Below are 5,076 nucleotides of genomic sequence, written 5' to 3'. Positions count from 1 at the left end.
AGTCTCCTGCTTCAGTTGTGTTACGGCCATTCGCACGGCCCTGGGGGTTTCCCTCAGTCCTTTAGATCATAGTCCGTCTCATAGGGATGTGATAGTCGTCACGGTCCCGTCAGGACACCGGGGATTATAACTCCAGGAACGCCTCCACGCTACCTTGCCCGCCATGGTCCACCAGCGTTCGCTGGCCCTTCAGTTTCCGCCAGGAGAAATCCGGGTCGGGCTCGCGGGCGGCAATAAAGAACCCGTCCATTTCGTTGATCTGGGCGAAGTGAAGCGCTGCCGGGGTTTCGCCGCGCTCCAGCGCCAGGATGCCCTGCGAGGGCGCCGACTGGGCTACCTGGGCCGTGCCCTCGGTCAGCGCCGTGATGGCCGAAACCCCGGGGGACGCGATGGAATGCTCGGGCTCGAGCCCCTCGTCGGCCAGGAAACCGCCGGCGATGGTGGCGATCAGCGGCGAATAAAAGGCCGAAAAGCGGGTGAACTGGATGTGGATAGTATCGCTCACGATTATTTTCCCCCCTATAGAGTCACCACCAGCTTGCCGAAGTGGCCGGCGGCGCGCATGGCGTGGTAGGCGGCCGGCGCCTGGTCGAAGGCGAAACGCTGGTCGATCACCGGCTTCAGGCCGTGGGCCTCGATGGCCCAGTTCATGCGCAGGAACATGGCTCGGCTGCCCACGTAGATGCCCTGCAGCGTGATCGACTTGCGCATGATGGCGGTGGGCGAAATCTGGCCGGCGGCGCCCGAGAGGATGCCGATCAAGGACACCCGGCCGGCCACTCGTGTGGCGTTGATGGATTTCTCCAGCGTGCCGGGGCCGCCCACCTCGATGGTCTGGTCGACGCCGCCGCCGCCCGTGAGTTCGATGACGGCCTGGTCCCAGTCCGCATTGTCGGCGTAATTGAGCGTTTGCCAGGCGCCCAGCTCCCGCGCCCGGGCCAGTTTCTCGTCGCTCGACGAGGTGATGATGGCGCGCGCGCCGTGCATGACGGCGAACTGCAGGGCAAAGATCGAGACCCCGCCGGTGCCCAGCAGCAGCACCGTCTCGCCGGGCTTGACGCCGCCCTTCTCGACCGGGGCATGCCAGGCCGTCAGCGCCGCGCAGGGCAGCGTCGATGCCTCGGCATCGTTTAGTCCTTTCGGCGTCTTCACCAGGCCCTCTGCCCGCAGCACCACCTCCTCGGCCAGCACGCCGTCGCGGGCGCCGCCCAGCGCGCTTTGCATGGCGGCCGGGGTGATGGGGCCATCCTGCCAGTCCTGGAAGAAGCAGCCGGCAACGCGGTCGCCCAGCGCGATGCCCGCGACGTCCTCGCCCAGCGCCGTCACTTCGCCGGCACCATCGGAATTGGGCACCAGGGGAAAGCTCGGCGCCCGGCCTTTCGGCGTCTCGACGGTGGCCAGGTCGCGGTAATTGAGAGCCGAAGCGGTGATGCGCACCCGCACCTGGCCGGGTTCCGGCTCGGGACTCGGCCGCTGGGCCAGGACCAAGGCATCGATGCCGCCCTCGGGCGACGGAATCTCAAAGGTTTTCATGAAGCATCTCCTCTGGCCGTGCGATGGCCGCCCTCCGGCAAGCGACAATATCGACGACATCAGACCCAGGGGCAATCAAACTCCACGACATACCGCGCGCCCGGTGTTTGTGTGGGCGGTTTCCAGGGCCTGGCATTTGCTGTTAGATTGACAGCGAAATTGGCTGGCAAGGCCCCACTTGCCGTCATCATCCCGTCTATCTGGGGAACGAAGAAACAGGGGACAGGAAAGGAAGGGGAGGCAATGAAGAAATTTGGATTCGCTCTGACCGCATCGGCACTATTGGCTGCCGGTGCCCTCTGGCAGGGCAGCGCCCAGGCCGCCACCGAATTGCGTATGGCCAATTGGTTGCCGCCGGTGCACCATCTTTACAAGAGCATGCAGGACTGGAACAAGGAGGTGGCCAAGGCCTCGGGCGGCTCGCTCATCATCAAGCTGGACAAGGCGCCGCTGGCCAAACCGCCGGGGCAGTACGATCTGGCCAAGAAGGGCATCGCCGATCTCTCCTATCCGGTGCTGGCCTACACGCCAGGCCGTTTCGAGGTGGCGCGGGGCTCGGAACTCCCCTTCCTCTCGCCCAACGCCAAGGCCGGCAGCCAAGCCATGTGGGACTGGTATTCCCGCAACGTCGGCGACAAGGAATTCAGCGACGTCAAGCTGGTCACCATGTGGATCCATGGCCCCGGCCTGGTGCACAGCAAGAAAGAGATCAAGACGCTGGAGGACCTGGTCGGCGTCAAGCTGCGGGTCGGCGGCGGCGGCGTCGCCATGTCCAAGGCGCTGGGCGCCGTACCGGTCGCCATGTCGGCCACCAAGGCCCACGAATCGCTGCAGCGCGGCACCACCGACGGCGCCCTGTTTCCTTGGGAGGCCATCTACGGCTTCCGCCTGACCAAGCTGGTGGGCTACCACCTGGAGATCCCCGGCGGCCTTTATGCCACGCCCTTTGCGCTGGTCTTGAACAAGGCCAAGTGGAACAGCCTGTCGGCCGAGCACAAAGCGGTGCTGGACAAGGTGGGCGGCCTCTGGGGCGCCGGCTTCGTCGGCGAGCGCTGGGACCACGCCGACGATGCCGGCCGCGCCGCGGCCAAGGGCAACGGCAACGTCATCCAGACCATCGCCCCGGCCGAGCTCGGGCGTTGGCGCCAAAAGATCGCCTTCATGGACCAGGATTGGATCAAGAAGGTCAACGCCAAGGGCTGGAACGGCAAGGCGCTTTTGCAGGACCTCAAGGCGACCATGAAGAAGTACGGCCAGTAGCGGGCCGGGTTCCCCCGCCACCGTGCTGCTCGATCGCCTAGACGCCCTCACCGGACGGGCCGCTGACTGGCTCGTCCGCGTGGGGGCGGTCGTGCTCGGGGTGATGGTGCTGATGACGTTTTTCGATGTCTGTGGGCGCTATCTCTTCAGCCAGCCCATCGTCGGCACGGTCGACATGACCGAGCTTTTCATGGGCCTGATCATATATCTCGGCGTCGGTGCCACGACCCATGGCCGCGGCCACATCAGCGTCGACATCGTGATCAGCCATCTGGCCCCGGCGCTACGAACCCTGGTCGATTTCCTGTCCGACGTGATCAGCGCCGTGTTGGCCGTGTTGATCTGCTGGCAGCTCTGGATCGTCGCCGTCGACACCTACCACAACACCATCGTCACCCGGGTCTGGGAGACACCGGTCTACCCGGTGGCTTTCGTCATGGCGGCGGCCAGCATCTTCATGGCCCTGGCTTTCGTGCTGCACGTGCTGAAGGGCCTGCGCCGGATCGTGGCGCTGCTGGCTTCGTAGTCCGCCCATGGAACCGATCACCCTCGGCATCTTGATGATCGCAGCCATGTTCGGGCTGCTGGTGCTGGGCCTGCCCATCGGGCTGGCCATGGGCACCGCCGCCTGCGTCGGTGCCGCCATGATCATAGGTCCCGGGCCGACCTTGGCGCTGCTGGGCCAGACGGCCTACGAGACCGCCATCACCTACGACCTCTCGATCGTGCCCTTGTTCGTGCTGATGGGCTATTTCGCCTCCAACTCGGGCCTCAGCGAGGAGCTCTACCGGGCCTGCAATACCTGGCTCGGCCACCGCCGCGGCGGCCTGGCGCTGGCCACCATCGGCGGCTGCGGTGCCTTCGCCGCCATCTGCGGCTCCAGCCTGGCCACCGCCGCCACCATGAGCGAGGTGGCGATGCCCGAGATGCGGCGCTATGGCTACGACGACCGCCTGGCCACCGGCTCCATCGCCGCCGGCGGCACCATCGGCATATTGATTCCGCCCAGCGTCATCCTGGCGCTTTACGGCATCCTCACCGAGACCAACATCGGCCACCTTTTTCTGGCCGGTTTCCTGCCCGGGCTGATGACGGTGCTGGGCTTCATGATCACCATCGCCGTGATCACCCGCGTCAACCCGGCGCTGGGGCCGCGCGGGCCCGAGACCAGCGCGCGCCAGAAGCTGCTGGCGCTGGGCGACGTCTGGGGCATGATGGCGCTGTTTACGCTGGTCATCGGCGGCATCTATCTCGGCATCTTCACCCCCACCGAGGCCGCCGGCATCGGCGCCGCCGGGGCGCTGGCGCTGGCCGTGTTGCGCCGGCGCATGAGCTGGGCCCTGCTACTCAACTGCCTCAGCGACACGGTCAGGACCACGGCCATGTTGTTCACCATCCTGATCGGCGCCATCCTGTTCAACAACCTTTTGATCCTGTCGAACGTGGCCGACGGCATGGAGAGCTGGATCGTCGGCCTCGACATGCCGCCGATGGCGATCATGATGGTGATCCTGCTGCTCTATCTCGTCATGGGCTGCGTGCTCGATGCCCTGGCCATGATCATCCTGACCATCCCCATCTTCTTCCCCATCGTCATGAGCCTGGGTTTCGATCCCATCTGGTTCGGCATCGTGGTGGTGATGGTGGTCGAGCTGGGACTGATCACGCCGCCGGTGGGTATGAACGTCTTCGTCATCAAGGGCATGACCAAGGATGTCACGCTGGGCCAGATCTATGCCGGCGTGGTGCCCTTCTGCCTGGCCCAGATCGTGCTCATCATCCTCATCGTGCTCTTCCCCATCATCGCCACCTGGCTGCCCAGCACCATGGGGATCTAGCAGGCTGCTGAAAAACTATTTGGAAGCCTTCGCGAGCGGGTTTAGCAGCCGTCTGCTAAGGCATTTCAAGGTAGCACCGTTAAGCTTTGGCCAGCGCCGTCCCCCCCACCCCAACCCTCCCCCACAAGGGGGGAGAGAGTGTAAGGTACTGTTATTTCGTATTTTTTCCCTCCCCCTCGATGGGGGAGGGCAGGGAGGGGGTGTTTATTCGTTATCGTAGCCGGGGAGAGAGAGGGGGCGGCGACGAAGTCGCCACGCTAGCCCAAATGCATTGGAGTCATCGCCACCGAGTTTTTCAGCGGCCTGCTAGGGCCCGTTGACATTTAAGGGATTCCCAAGAGCGTCAAAAAGTGATTCAAGCTTTCTTTTGTCAGGAGGCTTGGATGAACACGGATCGTTTGGTCATCGGGGACGAGGTTTGGGAAAAGATTTCGCCGCACCTGCC

General features: G+C 64.5%; 5 protein-coding genes. 3 read left to right on the top strand and 2 right to left on the bottom strand.

Annotation, left to right across the window (positions count from 1 at the left end; genetic code table 11):
- Positions 1–124: 124 nt before the first annotated feature.
- Entirely contained in the window at positions 125–505 is a 381-nt protein-coding gene (locus QGG75_13420) for a hypothetical protein (GenBank protein ID MDP6068230.1), read from the bottom strand.
- Between the two features lie 14 nt (positions 506–519).
- Complete coding sequence (locus QGG75_13415; GenBank protein MDP6068229.1) at positions 520–1,533, bottom strand: NAD(P)-dependent alcohol dehydrogenase; 1,014 nt, start codon at positions 1,531–1,533, stop codon at positions 520–522.
- A gap of 243 nt (positions 1,534–1,776) precedes the next feature.
- Between QGG75_13415 and QGG75_13410 the strand changes: the two genes are divergently transcribed.
- Genes QGG75_13410 through QGG75_13400 form a run of 3 tightly spaced genes read left to right on the top strand, consistent with a single transcriptional unit; the run spans position 1,777 to position 4,631 of the window.
- Positions 1,777–2,793 carry a TRAP transporter substrate-binding protein gene (locus tag QGG75_13410; protein ID MDP6068228.1) on the top strand — a complete coding sequence of 339 codons (1,017 nt, stop codon included), beginning with the start codon at positions 1,777–1,779 and terminating at the stop codon, positions 2,791–2,793.
- A gap of 22 nt (positions 2,794–2,815) precedes the next feature.
- Positions 2,816–3,319, top strand: coding sequence for a TRAP transporter small permease (locus QGG75_13405; GenBank protein ID MDP6068227.1), 504 nt, complete (start codon positions 2,816–2,818; stop codon positions 3,317–3,319).
- Positions 3,320–3,326: 7 nt separating this feature from the next.
- Complete coding sequence (locus tag QGG75_13400) at positions 3,327–4,631, top strand: TRAP transporter large permease (GenBank protein ID MDP6068226.1); 1,305 nt, start codon at positions 3,327–3,329, stop codon at positions 4,629–4,631.
- Positions 4,632–5,076: the final 445 nt, after the last annotated feature.

It is taken from the genome of Alphaproteobacteria bacterium (assembly GCA_030740435.1).
Classification (GTDB): Bacteria; Pseudomonadota; Alphaproteobacteria; order UBA2966; family UBA2966.
Note: the sequence above shows the minus strand (reverse complement) of the source record. Positions and strands in the feature narration are given on the sequence as shown.

Excerpts from the sequence above, each read along its gene's own strand:
- QGG75_13400 (MDP6068226.1), top strand. The coding sequence starts at position 3,327 with ATGGAACCGATCACCCTCGGCATCTTGATGATCGCAGCCATGTTCGGG.
- QGG75_13410 (MDP6068228.1), top strand. The coding sequence starts at position 1,777 with ATGAAGAAATTTGGATTCGCTCTGACCGCATCGGCACTATTGGCTGCC.
- QGG75_13415 (MDP6068229.1), bottom strand. The coding sequence starts at position 1,533 with ATGAAAACCTTTGAGATTCCGTCGCCCGAGGGCGGCATCGATGCCTTG.